Origin of the sequence: Ancylobacter dichloromethanicus, from assembly GCF_018390645.1 — a bacterium.
In the GTDB taxonomy this organism is placed as follows: domain Bacteria; phylum Pseudomonadota; class Alphaproteobacteria; order Rhizobiales; family Xanthobacteraceae; genus Ancylobacter; species Ancylobacter dichloromethanicus.
Genome location: NZ_JAHBGC010000024.1, coordinates 18,718 through 35,380, shown reverse-complemented (window position 1 = coordinate 35,380; position 16,663 = coordinate 18,718). Strand labels below are relative to the sequence as shown.

General features: G+C 65.9%; 17 protein-coding genes and 3 tRNA genes. 11 read left to right on the top strand and 9 right to left on the bottom strand.

Going from position 1 to position 16,663, the window contains the following annotated elements:
- The 3 genes from KHC23_RS14185 to KHC23_RS14175 all read right to left on the bottom strand — a co-directional run.
- Nucleotides 1–337 (bottom strand): GTP-binding protein (locus KHC23_RS14185; RefSeq protein ID WP_213373319.1); only part of this gene is annotated, 337 nt, incomplete at its 3' end.
- A gap of 188 nt (nt 338–525) precedes the next feature.
- Nucleotides 526–599, bottom strand: a tRNA-Gly gene (locus KHC23_RS14180).
- Between the two features lie 31 nt (nt 600–630).
- A tRNA-Tyr gene (locus KHC23_RS14175) sits at nt 631–715 on the bottom strand.
- A 210-nt stretch (nt 716–925) separates the two neighbouring features.
- Between KHC23_RS14175 and rlmB the strand changes: the two genes are divergently transcribed.
- On the top strand, nt 926–1,747 hold the full coding sequence (gene rlmB, locus KHC23_RS14170; protein WP_213373318.1) for a 23S rRNA (guanosine(2251)-2'-O)-methyltransferase RlmB: 822 nt from the start codon (nt 926–928) through the stop codon (nt 1,745–1,747).
- 364 nt (nt 1,748–2,111) lie between these two features.
- The gene (locus tag KHC23_RS14165; RefSeq protein ID WP_213373317.1) at nt 2,112–3,785 is read left to right on the top strand and encodes an MFS transporter; all 1,674 of its coding nucleotides are present in this window, start codon (nt 2,112–2,114) and stop codon (nt 3,783–3,785) included.
- 113 nt (nt 3,786–3,898) lie between these two features.
- Here the strand turns inward: KHC23_RS14165 and KHC23_RS14160 are convergent, their stop codons facing one another.
- The 3 genes from KHC23_RS14160 to KHC23_RS14150 form a co-directional block, all read right to left on the bottom strand.
- A complete protein-coding gene (locus tag KHC23_RS14160) occupies nt 3,899–4,240 on the bottom strand; it encodes a RidA family protein (RefSeq protein ID WP_213373316.1) in 342 nt (113 codons plus the stop codon).
- A 120-nt stretch (nt 4,241–4,360) separates the two neighbouring features.
- Complete coding sequence (locus tag KHC23_RS14155) at nt 4,361–4,990, bottom strand: OmpA family protein (protein WP_213373315.1); 630 nt, start codon at nt 4,988–4,990, stop codon at nt 4,361–4,363.
- A 34-nt stretch (nt 4,991–5,024) separates the two neighbouring features.
- Nucleotides 5,025–5,447 carry a hypothetical protein gene (locus tag KHC23_RS14150; RefSeq protein ID WP_213373314.1) on the bottom strand — a complete coding sequence of 141 codons (423 nt, stop codon included), beginning with the start codon at nt 5,445–5,447 and terminating at the stop codon, nt 5,025–5,027.
- 444 nt (nt 5,448–5,891) lie between these two features.
- Here KHC23_RS14150 and KHC23_RS14145 point away from each other — a divergent pair.
- A tRNA-Thr gene (locus KHC23_RS14145) sits at nt 5,892–5,966 on the top strand.
- Nucleotides 5,967–6,063: 97 nt separating this feature from the next.
- On the opposite strand, the gene KHC23_RS14140 is transcribed toward KHC23_RS14145, so the two are convergent.
- Together KHC23_RS14140 and KHC23_RS14135 are read right to left on the bottom strand one after the other, a co-directional pair.
- A complete protein-coding gene (locus KHC23_RS14140) occupies nt 6,064–6,762 on the bottom strand; it encodes a sulfite oxidase-like oxidoreductase (protein ID WP_213373313.1) in 699 nt (232 codons plus the stop codon).
- Nucleotides 6,763–6,852: 90 nt separating this feature from the next.
- The gene (locus KHC23_RS14135) at nt 6,853–7,590 is read right to left on the bottom strand and encodes a TerC family protein (RefSeq protein WP_213373312.1); all 738 of its coding nucleotides are present in this window, start codon (nt 7,588–7,590) and stop codon (nt 6,853–6,855) included.
- A gap of 439 nt (nt 7,591–8,029) precedes the next feature.
- Between KHC23_RS14135 and KHC23_RS14130 the strand changes: the two genes are divergently transcribed.
- The 8 genes from KHC23_RS14130 to KHC23_RS14095 all read left to right on the top strand — a co-directional run bounded on the left by KHC23_RS14130 (nt 8,030) and on the right by KHC23_RS14095 (nt 15,397).
- A complete protein-coding gene (locus KHC23_RS14130; protein WP_246544615.1) occupies nt 8,030–9,157 on the top strand; it encodes an extracellular solute-binding protein in 1,128 nt (375 codons plus the stop codon).
- A 140-nt stretch (nt 9,158–9,297) separates the two neighbouring features.
- Complete coding sequence (locus tag KHC23_RS14125; protein ID WP_213373324.1) at nt 9,298–10,374, top strand: ABC transporter ATP-binding protein; 1,077 nt, start codon at nt 9,298–9,300, stop codon at nt 10,372–10,374.
- A complete protein-coding gene (locus KHC23_RS14120; protein ID WP_213373311.1) occupies nt 10,367–11,404 on the top strand; it encodes an ABC transporter permease in 1,038 nt (345 codons plus the stop codon). The genes KHC23_RS14125 and KHC23_RS14120 overlap by 8 nt, the downstream gene beginning before the upstream one ends.
- Entirely contained in the window at nt 11,401–12,198 is a 798-nt protein-coding gene (locus tag KHC23_RS14115; protein ID WP_213373310.1) for an ABC transporter permease, read from the top strand. The genes KHC23_RS14120 and KHC23_RS14115 overlap by 4 nt, the downstream gene beginning before the upstream one ends.
- A 152-nt stretch (nt 12,199–12,350) precedes the next feature.
- Complete coding sequence (locus tag KHC23_RS14110; protein ID WP_213373309.1) at nt 12,351–12,944, top strand: outer membrane beta-barrel protein; 594 nt, start codon at nt 12,351–12,353, stop codon at nt 12,942–12,944.
- A 98-nt stretch (nt 12,945–13,042) separates the two neighbouring features.
- A complete protein-coding gene (locus tag KHC23_RS14105) occupies nt 13,043–14,074 on the top strand; it encodes an MBL fold metallo-hydrolase (protein WP_213373308.1) in 1,032 nt (343 codons plus the stop codon).
- A gap of 97 nt (nt 14,075–14,171) precedes the next feature.
- Nucleotides 14,172–14,429: a DUF3297 family protein gene (locus KHC23_RS14100; RefSeq protein ID WP_213373307.1), complete on the top strand. Its 258-nt coding sequence runs from the start codon at nt 14,172–14,174 to the stop codon at nt 14,427–14,429.
- A gap of 149 nt (nt 14,430–14,578) precedes the next feature.
- Nucleotides 14,579–15,397 carry an NAD kinase gene (locus KHC23_RS14095; RefSeq protein ID WP_246544614.1) on the top strand — a complete coding sequence of 273 codons (819 nt, stop codon included), beginning with the start codon at nt 14,579–14,581 and terminating at the stop codon, nt 15,395–15,397.
- Between the two features lie 118 nt (nt 15,398–15,515).
- Here the strand turns inward: KHC23_RS14095 and KHC23_RS14090 are convergent, their stop codons facing one another.
- Complete coding sequence (locus KHC23_RS14090; protein ID WP_213373306.1) at nt 15,516–16,646, bottom strand: DUF2336 domain-containing protein; 1,131 nt, start codon at nt 16,644–16,646, stop codon at nt 15,516–15,518.
- Nucleotides 16,647–16,663 lie beyond the last annotated feature (17 nt).

Genomic DNA, 16,663 nt, shown 5'->3' with positions numbered 1-16,663 from the left:
TCGGACCGTCCGCCGCCGACACCACCAGGATCGCGCCGTCCATCTGCGCCGCGCCGGTGATCATGTTCTTCACATAATCCGCGTGGCCGGGGCAGTCGACATGCGCGTAGTGACGGTTCGACGTCTCGTACTCCACATGCGCCGTCGAGATCGTGATCCCGCGCGCCTTCTCTTCCGGAGCCTTGTCAATCTGGTCGTACGCCGTGAACGTCGCGCCGCCCGATTCCGCAAGAACCTTCGTGATCGCAGCCGTCAACGACGTCTTGCCATGGTCAACATGGCCAATCGTCCCAATGTTGCAGTGAGGCTTCGATCGGTTGAACTTCTCTTTGGCCATAACTCGTTTCCTTCAGCGACATGCGGGCCGCGAAAAATCGGGCCGTGGGATAGGCGGTTTCCCGGCTTTCCGCAAGTGCCGCGTTGCGCGGCCACTGCGGGAAAGGGAAAATGCAAGGCCCTCGGGGCTGCCGGCCGTCACCTTCAGGGGGACCGCGCCGTCGCTCATATGGGGGCTGCGCGGAGATTTGGAGCGGGTGAAGGGAATCGAACCCTCGTCATCAGCTTGGAAGGCTGTTGCTCTACCATTGAGCTACACCCGCGAGGATAGGCGCATTCTAGCGAGAAGCGACGTGGTGGGGGAGGTAGGACTCGAACCTACGAAGGCATAGCCAGCGGATTTACAGTCCGCCCCCTTTGCCGCTCGGGACACTCCCCCTCGCACGTCGGCCGAACCGCGGTGCGTCGAAATGCACCGGCCGTCGACCCCACGGAAAACCGGCGCGATGCGCGGCTCCCGTGCGGCCGGCTTTATGGTGAGGTGCCCCTGCCCTGTCAACCCCGGTCGCTTTGCGGCTCCCGCCGGCTGTGGATCGCGCGGCCGGTCCGGCAAATTGCCAAGCCGCCCGCGCCATGACAGAACGCGCGCATGAACGATCGCCCCAGCCGCCCGCCCGGCAAGCCCTCCCGCCCCACCGGGCGTCCCCGCCAGCCGCGCCCCCGCCCCGCCGGGCGTCCCTTCGGCGCGTGGCGGGACGACGTGGCGATTCTCTATGGCTGGCACAGCGTGGTCGAGGCGCTGCGCAATCCGCGCCGCAAGCTGCGCCGCCTGATGCTGACCGAGAACGCGGCGCGCCGGCTGGAGGAGGAAGCGATTCCCCAGCGGATCGCCCCCGAGATCGTCCGGCCCGGCGAGATCGACCGGCTGCTCGACCCCGATGCGGTGCATCAGGGCATGCTCGCCGAATGCGATCCCCTCCCCGCGCTCAGCCTCGCCAAGGCGGCGGAGTGCGACCTGGTCCTCGTGCTCGACCAGATCACCGATCCGCACAATGTCGGCGCCATCGTGCGTTCGGCGGCGGCGTTGAAGGTCGGTGCCATCGTCACCACGGCACGCCACAGCCCGGCCGCCACCGGCGTGCTGGCCAAGAGCGCCAGCGGCGGGCTGGAGCACGTGCCGTTCTGCTTCGTCGGCAATCTGGCCCGGGCGCTGGACGAACTGAAGCAGAACGGCGTGCTGGTGGTCGGGCTCGACAGCGAGGGGCCGGCCGACCTCGTCGACACGCGCCTTTCCGCTCCCACCGCGCTGGTGCTGGGCGCCGAGGGCAAGGGCCTGCGCCACCTGACCCGCCAGACCTGCGACACGCTCGCGCGCATCGACCTGCCGGGCGCCATCGTCAGCCTCAACGTGTCGAACGCGGCCGCGCTCGCGCTATACATTGCCCGCCGGGCCATCGCCCGCCCGGCCTGATACCGCGCATTCCGCCCTACTGCGTTTTACTTCGCGACAACCGCCTTTTCTCCCGCACCGCAGCATAGCGGGAGTTTACGACCAATTGCCAATCGTCAAACCGCTCAGGTTTCGCCAAGCTTTCCTCTGAGGTAGCGAAGGAATCGAAGAGTTCCGCGCGCCGCGACACCGGGGATTGGCCGTTTCCGTATTGGCGGGCCGCCTCCGGGAGGAGACAGCCCGAGCGGAAGGCGTTCCCACAGGAACTCCCAAACTCGATCACGACAACCGACGATGCTCCGCGTGAGCTCGTCCCCTTTGGCGCGTGCGGAATTCTCCGCACGCCTGAACATTGGCGCGACTTACTCTGGGGAAGGGAACGACAATGAGCGTAACTACGGCAGGGCCTGTCAAGAAAGGGGCCCCGATGACCCGAGAAGAGAGGAAGGTGATCATCGCCTCCTCCGCCGGCACCGTCTTCGAATGGTACGATTTCTATCTCGCCGGCTCGCTTGCAGCCAACATCGCCGCCACCTTCGTGCCCGGCACCAACGATACGGCGAAGTTCATCTTCGTGCTGTTCGGCTTCGCCGCCGGCTTCGCGGTGCGCCCCTTCGGCGCCCTGGTGTTCGGTCGCCTCGGCGACCTGATCGGACGCAAGTACACGTTCCTCGTCACCATGACGCTGATGGGCATCGCCACCTTCCTGGTCGGCCTGCTGCCAAGCTACGACACGATCGGCTATGCCGCCCCGGTGATCTTCATCCTCTGCCGCCTGCTGCAGGGCCTCGCGCTCGGCGGCGAATATGGCGGCGCGGCGACCTATGTCGCCGAGCACGCCCCGCACGGACGCCGCGGCTTCTACACCTCGTGGATCCAGACGACCGCCACGGTCGGCCTGTTCCTCTCGCTGCTGGTCATCCTGACGCTGCGCCTGAGCATGTCGCCGGAAGACTTCGCCGCCTGGGGCTGGCGCGTCCCGTTCCTGCTCTCGATCATCCTGCTCGGCTTCTCCATCTGGATCCGGCTCTCGCTGAACGAGTCGCCCGCCTTCCAGAAGATGAAGGAAGAGGGAACCCGCTCGAAGGCGCCGCTCACCGAGGCTTTCGGCCGCTGGTCGAACGCCAAGATCGCGCTCATCGCCCTGTTCGGCGGCACCGCCGGCCAGGCCGTGGTCTGGTATTGCGGCCAGTTCTACGCGCTGTTCTTCCTGACACAGACACTGAAGGTGGACGGAACGACGGCGAACCTGCTCATCGCCGCCAGCCTGCTCCTGGGCACGCCGTTCTTCATCTTCTTCGGCTGGTTCTCGGACAAGATCGGCCGCAAGCCGATCCTGATCGCGGGCTGCCTCATCGCGGCGGCGACCTACTTCCCGCTGTTCGAGAACATCGCCCGCGTCGCCAATCCGAAGCTGATCGCGGCCACCGAATCGGTGGCGATCGACATAACGGCGGATCCGGCGAGCTGCGGCACGTTGTTCGACCCGGTCGGCGTGCGCGTCTTCACCCGCCCGTGCGATCTCTACCGCCGCACGCTGGCGACCAACTCGATGCACTACCAGCTGCTGCCGGGCGCAGCCGGTACGCCGGTCAGCGTGACGGTGAACGGCACCGCCGTCGACATCCCCGCGACCGACACCGCCGGTGCGGCGATCGTCGCGGCGGCGCGGACAGCCGGCTATCCCACCGTGGGCGACCCCTCCATCGTGAAGCAGCCGACCATTGGCGGCGTGCTGACCGACGGGCGCACGCTTACCCTCATCGGCCTGCTGTTCATCCTCGTCTTCTACGTGACGATGGTGTACGGCCCGATCGCCGCCCTGCTGGTCGAACTGTTCCCGACCCGCATCCGCTACACCGGCATGTCGCTGCCCTACCACATCGGCAATGGCTGGTTCGGCGGCTTCCTGCCGCCCACCGCCTTCGCCATCGTGGCCGCGACAGGCAACATCTTCTCGGGCCTCTGGTATCCGATCATCATCGCCGTCATGACGGCGGTCATCGGTCTCCTGCTACTGCCCGAGACCAAGGACCGCGACCTCAACAACGTGAGTTGAATCCACGCCTCGGCTCCGCCCCACGCGGGCGGAGCCTTCCAAAGGAAAGGCCCCGTCGCAGGACGGGGCCTTTTTTTTTGCGCGCGCCGATGGGCGGGGCGGCCTCTTCGACCTCAGATCGCCGCCTGGACGACGATCTCCACCTTGTATTCCGGCGTCGCGAGTGCGGCCTCGACGGTGGCGCGCGCCGGCGTGTTGCCGGCCGGGACCCACTGGTCCCACACCGCGTTCATCTCGGCGAAGGTCGCGATGTCGGCGAGATAGATGGTGGCGGTCAGCAGCTTGGTCTTGTCGGTGCCGGCCTGCGCCAGCAGCGCGTCGATCTGGGCCAGCACGCCCTCGGTCTGCGCGGCCACGCCGTCGCCCTTGGCGACCTGGCCAGCGAGATACGCGACCGATCCATGGATCACGGCCTGGCTCATGCGCGGGCCAACTTCAATTCTCTTGATGCTCATCTGCTGACACTCTGAATTCGACGGAAGGGGAGGCCAAAAGCAAAAGCCGGCCGGCGCCGGGACACTGGGTCCATTCGGCGCCGGCCGGCTTCCTATCACAGGAGAGCCGATGCGTCCCGCTCAGGGCGCGCCGGTCGGGACCGGCTTGCCCATCGGGCCGAGGGTGCCGATGGTGAAGATCTGCACCCGGCGGTTGATCGGGTCCTGCGGCTTGGACGGCACCTGCAGCGCCTCCTGGCCAAGGCCGACGGCCTCCAGCCGGTCCGGCGAAATGCCGAACACCGTCACCAGGGCCTGAACGATGGCGTTGGCGCGCTCCTGGCTGAGCTTCAGGTTGAAGGCGCGGGTGCCGGTCGTGTCGGTGTTGCCGACCACGATGAACTTGTAGTTCCACAGGATCGGGTGGTGCATCGCGTCAGCGATGGCGCCGAGGGTCCGGTAGGATTCCGGGCGGATGATGTCCGAGCCGAGCGCGAACTGGATCTGCACGGTGATCTGCGCGAGCGTGTCCAGCCGCTTGGCGATCTCGGACTTGTCCAGCGTCAGCGGCGCGTTCTTGGCGACGGCGTCCTGCGCCATCTGGCGCAGCACCTGGGCGGTGAGCGACGGGTCGAACATGGTGGCCTGCGAGAGGCCCTGCATGATCTGGGAATCGCTGTCCGACGACTGCGCGTTCGCGGAGCCGGCGAGCGGCGCGGCGAGCACGGCGGCGAGGGCTAATCCCCCGACGAAACGGGTGATACGGGTCATGATCTGTCTCTTTCCCTGGCGTTGCGCCGTTTCGTCACTGCCACCAGCCGGCGTCGATCAGGACCTGCTTGCAGGCGGGTCGCACGATCTTGCTGGCGGTCTGAAGGCAGGTGAGGATGTTGGCGTCACCCGGCTGCACGCCGGCGCAAGCTTCGCGGATGCTCGCGTTGCAGGTCTTGTAAGCGTCGCCCTGCGCGGCGATCCGCTTGGTGATCGAGGCCCGCGCGGCGGCATATTCGTCGAAGCACTGCTGCGGCACCTGGTCCTGATGCGCCATCAGGCAGTCGCGGATCGCGCCGGTGCCGAGATTGTCCTTGCCGCAGAACTTCTCGATGGAGGGACCGCAGGTCTTGGCGATCAGCGCCCCGGCCTCGGCATAGCTCATCGTCTGTGCCGACGCGCTGCCGGCCATGCCGGCCAGCAGCAGCGCCGCCAGTCCGACCCAAAATCGCTTCATGTCTCCAGCCTCCCAAATGGCGTGCTCTCCGATGATACCACCGGGAGGGGCTCCGCACGCATCGTCAGAATGAAATCCCCGCAGATTCGTCTCGCAGAAGGCAGGCCCGGGCGCAATGCCGTATTTTGCTCGGTTTGACGTGAATCTCCCGCAACGGGAGGCGGAGCCCCGGTCCGGCATCCTGCAAGCGAGTAGAACCGCGGGGCCCCTCGCCGTGTTCTCGGCCGGGGAACCCCAATTGCGGCGGCGCCTTTCGCGCTACGCGGGCCGCGCCCGAACCGCTGGCCCGAGAGCGGGGCGGCTTGACCAGCGCGCTGCCTTGGGCGAATAAGCGCCAGCCTGTGCCCGATAGGGGTTGGCACAAAGCGCGGCACAGCCCCATCGGTCTGCGCCGTGCCAAGTATAGATGAAGATACCGTCGCGCCTTGAGAATCTAAGCTCTTCGCCGGGTTAGCACAGCGGTAGTGCAGCGGTTTTGTAAACCGAAGGTCGGGGGTTCGATCCCCTCACCCGGCACCAGCGCCCCAGGCTGCTGCATTCGGCAGCTTGGGAAAGCAGCAGCGCTCGCAGTGACGCGGCCCTTGCCGCACAACAAGGGCAACGCCCGGCGCGGGCCTCACTCCTCATCCGAATAGCGCTCCTCCTTCCACGGGTCGGCGTGGTTGTGATAGCCGTTCTCCTCCCAGAAGCCGCGCTTGTCGTTGGTCACGAACTCGATCTTCTTCAGCCACTTCGCGCTCTTCCAGAAATACAGATGCGGCACGACCAGCCGTACCGGGCCGCCATGCTCGACGGTCAGCGGCTTGTCCTCCCAACTGTGGACGATGAGCGCATCCTCCGCGGCGAAGTCCTCCAGGGCCAGATTGGTGACGTACCCATCATAGGAATGAAGGAGCACGAATCGCGCTCTTTCCCGCGGCATCACCAGATCGAGCAGGTCCCGCGTGGCGAGCCCCTCCCAGCGATTATCGTAGCGCGACCAGGTAGTTACGCAGTGGATGTCGGTGGTTTCGCGCGTCTGCTTCTGGCCACTGAACGTGGCCCAGTCCCAGGAGACCGGATGGTCCACCTCGCCCGCTACGTCGAGCCGCCAGCGGTCGAGCGGGATGCGGGGCTGCATGCCGAGGTCGAGCACCGGCCAGTCGCGCACCAGATGCTGCCCGGGCGGCAGGCGGTCTTCTTCCGGGCGGGTGATCTTGCCGGTGAGGAATTTGCCCTCCCGCGCCCACGCCCGCTTGGTGCGGGTGAGCTTGCTGTCGGCGGGCGGATCAGCCTCACCGTTGACAGGGGCATGCGGGTCGCGTGTGTCCGCCATGAGGCCGGGCTCCTTCGAGAGAGGGAGCCCGGATCATAGCATCGTCCGGCGGCGCGAGGTTTCACTTCCCCACGCCGCCGGTCGATCCGGTCAGTGCGGTGCCGTCCGGCGCTTGCGCTGGAGCATGTTCAGGCCCTCGACCGCCGCCGAGAAGGCCATCGCGGTGTAGATGTAGCCCTTCGACACATGCGCGCCGAAGCCCTCGGCGATCAGCGTGGTGCCGATCAGCAGCAGGAAGCCCAGTGCCAGCATCACGATGGTCGGGTTGCGGTTGATGAAGTTCGCCAGCGGACCCGCCGCGAACAGCATGGTCAGCACCGCGAACACGACCGCGATCACCATGATCGGGATGTGCTCGGTCATACCGACGGCGGTGATGATGCTGTCGACCGAGAACACCAGGTCGAGGATGAGGATCTGCACGATGGCAGCGCTGAAGCTTACCTGCAGCGTGCCACCCAGCGACGCCTCCTGCTCGTCATGCGGCGCCATGCTGTGGTGGATTTCCTTGGTCGCCTTCCACACCAGGAACAGGCCGCCGGCGATCAGGATAATGTCGCGCCACGAGAACGGGTGGCCGAACACCGAGAACACCGGCTCCACCAGGGTGACGATGATGGCGATGGTGCTGAGCAGGCCGAGGCGCATGATCAGCGCCAGCCCGATGCCGATGCGCCGGGCGCGCGGCCGGATGTCCTCGGGCAGCTTATTGGTCAGGATCGAGATGAACAGAAGGTTGTCGATGCCGAGCACGACTTCCATCGCCACGAGCGTGACGAGCGCCGCCCAGGCCGCCGGGCTGGCGGCAAGTTCCATCAAATAGTCCACCGGATCACTCCCCAGAGATCGATACGACAAGCCGTTCGCGGCATGACAATGCGCGAGAGCCTATTCCGGATGCATGCGGGATGGGTATCAAGGTCATGATCGACACAATCCTGCCGGCGCGACGTCGGAAAGCGATCCGACATCACGCGAACGCCGGCGGCTCGCGTCAGAGGGGCCCGGATCAACGGGTGTGCAGAAGGTAAGGCAGCCGCGCACCAAAGCCAGCCTCTCGGGAATGACAGATTGTCGCACCCCCACCGCAGGGGCGCTCCTCCCGCGCCGACGATGTATCGCACCCGGCATTCTGAACGAATGCGACATTGCAGCTGCTCCAGCGCGACACCGACTTTCTCGCGCGGTCGCCCCGTGTCATCGTTCATTCATCGCCCCGAACTAGAGCGGACGCCGTTTCGCCCTCCGTGGGCAATGGGAGGTACAGATGACCCGCTTTTCTCGTCGTGACCTGATGAAGGCGGGCGCCTTCGTGCTCGCCGCGCCGGCCGTGTTGCGCGCCCATGACGCGCTCGCCACCTCCGGCTCGCTCAATGTCTATGCCTGGGGCGACTATTTCGACAAGAACACCCTGCTGGCGGATTTCACCAATTCGACCGGCGTGAAGGTGAACCTGTCGACCTACGGCTCCAACGAAGAGTGCGAGAACAAGCTGCGCGCCGCCGGCGGCAAGGGCTTCGACATCATCTTCCCCTCCGTCGACACCGGCCCGAACTACTACAAGGACAACCTGCTCCAGCCGATCGACGAAGCCAAGTTCAAGAGCGCGCTGATCATCCCCTCGATCTACCGCAACTCGCTCACGCTCGGCGCCGCCTATCGCGGCAAGCGCTACCTCGTGCCGTTCGACTGGGGTACCGAGGGCGTCACCTGGGATTCGACCAAGTTCCCCGGCAAGAAGTCCGGCGAGATTTCCTATGGCGACATGTGGCTCGCCGATCACCCCAAGCAGACCGCCATCCGCCAGAAGTCGGTGTTCAACGGCGTCGCGCTCTATCTCGACGCCACCGGCGAGCTGAAATCGGATCGCGGCCTTGACCTCTACAAGTCCGAGGCCGAGTCCCGCCGCGTGTTCGAGGGCGTGCTGAAGTACATCCTGGCCCACAAGGGCAATATCGGCGCCTACTGGAACAACGCCACCGAAGCGACGGCGGCGTTCACCGACGCCGGCTGCACCATCGGCCAGACCTGGGACACCACCGGCATTCTGCTCCACCGCAACACCGACAAGAAGTGGAGCTACGGCATGCCGAAGGAAGGCGGCCTCGCCTGGACCGACACGCTCGGCATCCCCGCCGGGGCCGAGAATGTCGAGCAGGCCTATGCCTTCGCCAATTTCATCTACCAGCCGGAAGTCGGTGCCCGCTTCGCCAACACTACCGGCTACAATAGCTGCGCCGCCGGTGCCCAGCAGTATCTCTCGGAGGAAGCCCGCGCTGCCTTCGATGCGGCCTATCCGGCCGGCACCATCGACAATCTGTTCTGGTGGCCGATGCAGACCGACTTCTACGCCACGCTGCGCGGCGAATATGTCGAGAAGCTCACCAACAGCTGAACCAACCAGGCCTTTCCGACAGATCGCATCCCCGGGCCCGTCCCCGGGGATGCCCGCCGCTCTCGTGGATGGCCCCGAGGACGGGGACGGCCGGGATTCCACCGGCGAGGACGTATCACATCATGGCTGATGGAACTCCCATGCGCGGCAAGGACGTGCGTCTCGACAAGGTGTCGATCCGCTTCGGCGATTCCACCGCCGTGCAGCCGACCGACCTTTCCATCCACGCCGGCGAGTTCTTTTCCATTCTCGGCCCTTCCGGCTGCGGCAAGACCACGCTGTTGCGCACCATCTCCGGCTTCATCCAGCCGAGCGAGGGCCGCGTGCTGATCGGCGGCGAGGACATGGCCGGCAAGGGCCCCAATGAGCGCCCCACCGCCCTCATCTTCCAGAATCTCGCGCTGTTCCCGCTGATGAGCGTGGCGGAGAATGTCGCCTTCGGCCTGGAGGCGCGGGGCATGCGCAAGGCCGACCGCCTGAAGCGGGCGCAGGAACTTCTCGACCTCGTCGCGCTTGGCGGCTTCGGCGACAAGAGGCCTTCGGACCTCTCCGGCGGCCAGCGCCAGCGCGTCGCCATCGCCCGGGCGCTCGCCGTCGAACCGGCGGTGCTGCTGCTCGACGAGCCGCTGTCCGCGCTCGACCTGAAGCTGCGCCAGCACATGCGCTCGGAACTGCGCGCGATCCAGAAGCGGGTAGGCATCACTTTCATCTACATCACCCATGACCAGGGCGAGGCGCTCGCCATGTCCGACCGCGTCGCGGTGATGAGCCGCGGCAAGCTCGAACAGGTCGCGGACGCCGATACGCTCTATGCCGAGCCGGCGACGCCGTTCGTCGCAACCTTCGTCGGCGAGCAGAACGTGCTGCGTGGCACGGTGACGAGCCTCGCCGACACCCTCGCCGCGCTCGACACGCCGATCGGGCGCGTCGAGGGACGGGTCAAGGGTCCGATCCGGCTCGGCGAGCCGGCGCTGCTGATGATCCGGCCCGAGCGCATCGTGCTCGGCACCGGCGGCGTGAACGCGGTGCCGGTCCGCCTCGCCGCGCGCAACCTCGAAGGCCCCTCGGTTCATCTGCAATGCGCCGCCGCCGGCCAGACCCTTACCGTCACCGTGCCGAACGGTCCCTCGGTGCGCGCGCTGCCGGACGAGCTGACCCTCTCCTTCGGCGTCGAGGACGCTCTCGTCTTTCCGATGGGGACATTGGCCCATGGGTAGCCTCGCCCGCGCCTATGGAAGGCCGCTCGCCTCCGTCATCGCCGGCATCGCGGTGCTGTGGATTCTCATTCTGATCCTCGTGCCGCTCGGCGCGATGGTCGAGCAGTCGCTGTGGTGGCGCGAGGCCAAGGGCGACGTCTCGCTCACCATCGACCGGCTCTACAACGACATCTCGCTGATCGAACTCGACCGCGCGACCGAGACCGACCCGGCGAAGAAGGCGGCATTTGACCAGAGCATCGCCGAGAAGCAGGCGGAGATCGCCACGCTTGAAGCGCAGGAGAAGGACCCGCCCAAGACCTACGGCCTCGCCAACTTCACCCGCATGAGCGGGCTGCACTTCTACATCTTCGTGCGCACCATCTTCTACGCGCTGCTGGTGACGGCGCTGGCGCTCATCGTGTGCTACCCCGTCGCCTATGTGGTGGCGCTGGCCAGCGGGCCGCGCAAGGCGATCATCCTCATGGTCGCGCTGATCGTGCCCTATGCGATCAACGAATTGCTGCGCGTCTATGCCTGGCTGATGATCCTCGATTATCGCGGCGTCATAAACGGCGTGCTGGCCTCGATGGGCTTCATCGATCTCGACGCTAGGGAGTGGATTCCGTTCCTGGAAAACCCCTCCGCGGTCTTCCTGGCGATGATCTACACCTATGTTCTGTTCATGGTGTTCCCGATGGTGAACACGCTGGAAACGCTGGACCGCAACCAGATCGAGGCGGCGCGCGACCTCGGCGCCTCGACGCTGCGCATCCATCGCCGCGTCATCATCCCGCATGCCAAGCCCGGCATCGCGGTGGGCTGCATCATGACCTTCATGCTCTCCGCCGGTTCCTATTCGGTGCCGGCGATCATGACCCGCGGCCAGGGTGGCGACTGGTTCAGCCAGCTCGTCTACCGGCAGTTCTACGAAAGCAACAACTGGAACATGGGCTCGGCCTATGCGGTCTCGCTGCTTGTGGTCTGCACCGCCTTCATCCTCCTGATGATGCGCCTGTTCGGCGTCGGACTGAGGGACATCGCCAGATGAGCACCGCCACCGAGAGTGCCGGCGCGCGGCTGGTGCTGAACATCTATATCGGCCTGTTCGTGCTCTATCTCTTCCTGCCGCTGGCGGTGATGTCGGCGGCAGCGTTCAACTCCTTCGACTACCCCTCGGTCACCCAGTGGCAGGGCTTCACGCTGAAATGGTTCGTCGCCCTCGCCCATGACCAGCGGCTGCTGCAGGGGCTGGTGAACTCGGTGCTGGTGGCGCTGGGGGTGATCGCGGTGTCGATTCCCGCCGGACTTTCCGGCGCGCTGATCCTCACCCGCCTCGGCCAGCGTTCCGGCACGGTGCTTTATTCCGTGCTGGTGTCGCCGGTACTGACGCCGGGCATCATCCTCGGCATCTCCAGCCTCATCTTCTGGCGCGAATTCGGCGTGCCCGGCGGGCTGTTCGTCGCCGTCATGGCCCAATCGAGCTTCATCGCCTCCTATGCCATGCTGCTCTTCCTCGCCCGGCTGCAGCGGCAGGACCGCACGCTGGAAGAAGCCGCGCTCGATCTCGGCGCCAGCCACATGCTGATGTTCCGGCGTATCACCCTGCCCTTTCTGGCACCGACCTGCTTCACCGCCTCGGTTGTTGCGTTCCTGCAATCGTTCGAGAACTACAACACCACCGTGTTCGCCATCGGCGGCGAGTGGACGCTCGTCACCGAGATCGCTTCGCGGCTGCGCTTCGGGCTCTCGCCGGTGATCAACGTCGTGGGTGTGATCTTCGTGGCGCTGACGCTCATCGCCTCCATTGCCTATGTCCTGCTGAAGAAAAAGCCGAAGACATAAGCATTCCGAAGGCTGTGATATACCTACGTATAGAAGACATAAGCATTCCGAAGGCTGCTATATACCTACGTATAGTTGCCTGAAACCAGCATCTGATGGCCCCGGGGCACCGATGTCGAGCACGCTTCGACATCAACGTTTGGGGTTATTTCATGCGCGCTGGCACCCTTATCGCTTCCTGCCTATGTCTGTGTATCCCGCCGCTAACGTCGGCCGTGGCGGCCGACACGGCGATCGGCGCCTCCTACACCACTGAACGCGTTATCGACGATTTCAGCGCGACCAAATCGTCCGACTGGCAGGTCGACATTACCCATACGTTCGACAACAAGGTCAGTATCGGCGGAGCGGTCAAATACTACGACACGGCGGGCACCAGCGACTCCAAGACCAACGCCCAGATCGGTATCGGCTACACCGTCAATCTTGAAAAGCTTGCGCTCACGGGAAGCGTCGGCGTGGGACAGCACTTCATCCACTCCGATGATTCGGAAAACTTCCCTTATTATTACGTCTCCCTCGCCGGCGCGCTGCCGATCAACGACAAATGGACCTGGAACGCGTTCCGCCTGCGCTATCGCAACGCCTTCGACAGCGACAACGACTACAACACACCTGAAGTCGCCACCGGCGTAAGCTACAAGGTCGACGGCCATAACAGCCTGTCGCTCATGGTCGTATATGACTGGTCGGAGAGTGAGCCGTCCTACACGGGACTCGAGTTCGGCTATAAGTACCACTTCTGAGGCGCTCTCACGCCGAATTGACGCCCGGCCGTCGTGACCCCGGCAGGTGCGCCCCCTAGCTTCGGGGCTTGAGATTCCCTTCGCGGAGAGATCGCCCCATGGATGAGCTGCCTGTCTGCCACCGAACCGCATCTCCCGCGTCCGGCCTGTCACGGCGCCAAGCACTTGCCGGCGCCGCCAGTCTGGCGGCGCTTCCAGCCGCCCTGCCGCTGCTCGCCGCCGGCGCCTCGCCCGTCGCGGCGCAGACCGGCTCCGGCCAGCAGGTACCGGGGCTTTACCGCTACCGGATCGGCGGCATCGAGCTGACGGCCATCAATGACGGCGTGCGCACCTTTCCGCTCCCCGACGGCTTCGTGCGCAACGCCTCGCGCGAGGAGGTCAACGCCGCGCTGGAGAACGCTTTCCAGCCCAAGGACACGATGTCGATCCAGTTCAACCCGCTGCTGGTCAACAATGGCGGCAAGCTGACGTTGATTGACACTGGCAACGGCCCGCAATCCGGCAACGCCACCGTGGGGCGGTTGCAGGCCAATCTCGCCTGGGCCGGCATCAAGCCGGCTGAGATCGAGACGGTGGTCATCTCCCATTTCCACGGCGACCATATCAACGGGCTGCGCGCTACCGATGGCGGGCTCGCCTTCCCCAATGCCGAGATCCTGGTGCCGGAAGCCGAATGGGCGTTCTGGATGGACGAGGGCGAGATGAGCCGCGCGCCGGAGGCGTTGAAGGCCAATTTCCAGAACGTGCGCCGCGTGTTCAAGGACATCGACAGCAAGGTGAACCGCTACGCCTGGGACAAGGAGATTGTGCCCGGCCTCACCTCGGTCGAGGCCGTCGGCCACACGCCGGGCCATACCGCCTTCATCCTTGCCGCCGGTGATGAGCAGTTGTTCATCCAGTCAGACGTCACCAACACGCCGATTCTGTTCGCCCCGCACCCGGAGTGGCAGGTGCAGTTCGACATGGACGGCGAGAAGGCGACACAGACCCGCCGGCGCATCTACGACATGCTGGCCGCCGAGCGGCTGCAGCTCACCGGCTTTCACTATCCCTTCCCCGCCACCGGCTTCATCCGCAAGGAAGGCGCAGGCTACGCGGTCGTGCCGGCGCTCTGGCGGCCTGTGCTCTGAGGCAGGGGCGGCCCACTTCCTCTCGCCCGGCTTGGCAAATCCGGCGGGGCAAGGCTATGTCTCACCCCGATTGTCACTTTCCAGCCGAGGCCGAGCCATGTCCGAACCCGTTGCCGCCCCCCTCCCCGACCGCCTGTCGAGCGACCCCAACAGCCCGTTCCACGACGCCGATCTTCTTGAGCGCGGCGTCGGCATCCGCTTCAAGGGCGCGGAGAAGACCAATGTCGAGGAATATTGCGTCAGCGAAGGCTGGATTCGCGTCTCGGTCGGAAAGGCCAAGGACCGCGCCGGCAATCCGATGACGGTCAAGCTCGTCGGCCCGGTGGAGCCTTATCTGCGCGATTCCGAAGCTTGAGGTCCAGCCGCGGTCTCGGCGGCGACGCGGGTCGGCAGTTACGCTGCCGCCGCTGCCGCCTCGACGGCAGCCGGTGAGGTCGTATAGATCATCACCTGCCAATGCCACCTTCGGGCATCGACACTCCATAGCGCACCGGGCTGTCCCGCATGAAAGAAGCCGCCCGCCCCGACGGACAGAGCAGCCCGGACGTCGGTTCCGTGCCGGCGCATGGCCGCATCGCCTTCGTCGCCAGCGAAGCCCCGGACGCGCATCAGGCGCAGGCCCGCCTCGTAGCTCGCTACGGCACCGTGGCCCCGGAGGAGGCGGACATCATCGTCGCCCTCGGTGGTGACGGCTTCATGCTGCAGACGCTGCACCGCTTCCGCGACAGCGGGACGCCGATCTACGGCATGAATCGCGGCTCGGTCGGCTTTCTCATGAACAGTTTTCGCGAGGAGGAACTGCCCCAGCGCATCGCCGCCTCGCAGCGTGTGGTCATCCACCCGCTGATGATGGAAGCGACCGATGTCAACGGGCGGCAGCACCGGGCCTGGGCGATCAACGAGGTCTCGCTCATCCGCCAGTCCTATCAGGCGGCCAAGCTGCGCATCGCCATCGACGGCAAGGTGCGGATGGAGGAGCTGATCTGCGACGGAGTCTTGGTCGCCACCCCGGCCGGATCGACCGCCTATAACCTTTCCGCCCAGGGTCCGATCCTGCCGATCGGCACGCCGCTGCTGGCGGTGACGCCGATCTCCGCCTTCCGGCCGCGGCGCTGGCGCGGGGCGCTGGTGCCCGACCGCGCACGCGTCGACATCGCGGTGATGGAATTCGAGAAGCGCCCGGTGAACGCCACCGCCGACCACTTTGAAGTCCGCAACGTCGTTGCGGTCCGCGCCCGCCTCGACCCGAACTCGTCCATGACCATGCTGGTCGACCGCGATCATTCGATCGAGGAGCGCATCCTCGCCGAGCAGTTCGGCTGAAGCCGACTTTAGAGCCCTTATCGATCAGGCGGAATCACCTGATCGATAAGGGCTCTGTAATCAATAAGCAGGAGCATTTTCGCGTCGCGAAAGTCTGTCAACTTTTGCGGAAAATGCTCTAGGCCGCCAGCGTGCGCCCCTGCCCGCGTTCGCGCGCCTCGCTCTGCCAGCGATGCAGCATGCCGACGATTCGATTGCCCTCGGCGCTCTCGCCCGCCGTCTCATAGGCCGCGAGCACCTCGTCGAGGATCCGCAGGCGAAGCCCCGGCGCCGCGTCGAGATCGTCGAGATAGGCTTCCGACTGCAGGACGGCGAGCGCGGTGCGGAAGGCGATAAAGGCGCCAGCCGGCAGGCCGAGGCGGTCATAAAGCACCCGGAAGGCCTCGCCCGAACGATCCGCCGCAAGCGCCGCCACATGATCGACGCCAATTCCCGACAGCACCGATACAGCCTCCAGGAACAGCCGCATCTGGCCGGACAGCAGAGAGCGCAGCACCAGCGCCGAGGTCAGTTCACCCCGCGCCTGCAGCCCTTCCACCAGGGTGCGGCTCTGCGTGAAATGCGGCACCGATGCCTGGGTCACCGTCGCCTGGTCGCAGGCTTCACGCGCCAGCCGCGCGGCCTCGCCGGGCGAGAGCCATTCCCGCTCGGCGACGAAGGACGAAAGCGCCCCGGCCACGACGCGAATGAGCGCCTGATGCGCCGCAGCCGGAAGGTCCGGCCGCACCAGCAACGCTTCGCGCAACTCCGGCACGCGGCCGAACCGCTCCACGATATGGCCGAGCACGAAGCCGGGCACGTCGGCCGTCGGATTACGGACCAGCACGAGGCAGGCACTGACATCGGCCACCTCCGCCAGAACGGCGGCCACCGGGGCGGGTAGATCCGCGCGCCCGGCAATGGCCTGCTGCCTGCCGGCATCGCCACCGGCGATGAGGGCTATCAGTTCGCGTACATTGAGCACTGGCGAGTGCTCCAGCACCAGCGCACCGGCCGCTCCTGGCAAGCGCGCAAGCCGGAGGACGAGATCGACCGGCGCCAGCGGGTGCCGGCACAGCGCCGACGCCAGCTCGAACTGCACTAGCGGGGAAGCATCGGCGGCGATGACGGGGAGCGCCGCGCCCATCTCAGCCCGGTCCGCCTCGCCCAGTTCGGGGCTCACATAGGCCCGCGCCAGCGCCGCCACCGCTCTGGCGCGCGCCTCCTCGGGAGCCGTCCGCGCCCATTCCAGAAACTGACGCACGATCATCGCCGACTCCCGGCCCG